Here is a 1,595-nt window from a genome sequence, read left to right as displayed (position 1 = left end):
CCTCGAAGTTTCGTGACGGTCTGCCGACGGAGTCGGTGGACGGTCTTCGTGCTGTGAGTTGAGGCTGCGCAGGCTGAGGGCCCGAGTGTCGCTTCGGGGTGGCGCCGGGTTCCACTGCTCCGGATGTCGCTGCTCTCGTAGGCACGGGGAGTCTGCTGGTCAGCCGGGGTTCGGCAGGAGTGCGAGCCGTTCGAGGGCGGCGGTGATGTGACTGGTCCAGGGCCAGTGCCGGGCGAGGCGAAGGATCCGCCGACGGCCGGTGGTCACGAGCTGTCCGGCCGCGCTGAACAGTCGGAGCCGCAGGCGGCGGGGCTCCCAGAGCCGGGCCTTGCCGGTCAGGGCGAGCATCGGCATCCAGGCCAGCAGGTCGAGAGCGATCTGCACGATCTCCAGCCAGATCCGGTTCTGGGCCGTGCGCTTCAAGGGCAGGTTGCGCAGACCGGTGGCCCGGGCAGCCCGGATCCGGTCCTCGGCCCTCGCCCGCAGCCGGTGGCGGAGCTCAAGTGCGGCGATCGGCCGGCCGGTGGTGTTGGTGGCGAAACACGTCAGCCGCATGCCGTCCGCGTCCGTGAGTCTCAACTGGGCTCCGGGGTGCGGCCGTTCCTTGCGGACGATCAGCCGCATCCCCTTCGGCCAGCCGTCCAGGACATCGCCGGTGAGTTCGGCGACCCATGCGCCGTCACGGATCTCACCGTCCGCGTCGACGGCCGCCGTCCAGGCAGGGGCGGGAACCTTCAGGACGTGCTGGTGGATGGTGTCGGTGATGGTCATGCCGACCGAGTAGGACAGCCACCGCCCCCGCCGGGCGAGCCAGGCCACGAAGTCGTGGGTACCGCCCGCGGAGTCCGTGCGGATCAGGGTCCGGCGCCCGCGCCGGTACTTCTTCGGAAGCTGGGCCAAGGCCATCTGTGCGGCGGCGATGTGGTCGGATGCCGTGTTCGAGCCCGCGTTTCCCGGCCTGAGCAGGGCCGCGACCGGTTCGCCGGTGCCGCCCGGTCCGTGGTCGACGAACCCCATCAGCGGGTGGTGGCCGTAGGTTCGCTTCCAGGTGGGTGCGGCGTCCTCCTTGTCGGAGTGCGCGATCACCAGCACCCCGTCGAGATCGACGGTCACCGTCCCGCCGGCATCGGGCGCTTTCCCCTGCGTCAACTGCCAGATCCGCTCACGCGCTTCGGCCCGCGCGGCACGGATGGCCCGCAGGGCCTTCTCCCCGGAGGCGGCAAGGGTGTCGATGAGGCGGGAGACCGTCGGGTCGGAGGCGACCGGCCCGAACACGGCCGGCTCGGCCCGCAGCACGGCGACATCCGCGAGGCAGTCCCCGCCCAGCGCGACCGCCAGGGCCACATCCAGCAGAGTCTTGCCCGGATCGTGCACTGCCCGGGCCTTCCGCCACGGCGTCAGCGCCGCCGATATCGCGCTGTCCAGGCCAGCCCTGCGGACGGTCTCGACCAGCAGCACGCTCCCGGCCTGCGAAACCACCGCCCGGCCGCCGCCCTCGGTACGGACACGCGGGTAGGACCCGATACGCTTCTTCACCTGGAGAGTGCTTCTTCCCGTGCAGCCAACAGGACCCTAGACAAGTCCCATCGTTGCAG

The 1,595-nt window shown here is 70.9% G+C and carries 1 protein-coding gene; it reads right to left on the bottom strand.

Going from position 1 to position 1,595, the window contains the following annotated elements; all coding sequences use genetic code 11:
- Positions 1–159: 159 nt before the first annotated feature.
- On the bottom strand, positions 160–1,536 hold the full coding sequence (locus tag ACN6LD_RS42200; RefSeq protein ID WP_445045935.1) for an IS1380 family transposase: 1,377 nt from the start codon (positions 1,534–1,536) through the stop codon (positions 160–162).
- Positions 1,537–1,595: the final 59 nt, after the last annotated feature.

The organism is Streptomyces sp. SAS_272, assembly GCF_052543235.1.
This window is presented reverse-complemented; position numbering and strand designations above follow the sequence as displayed.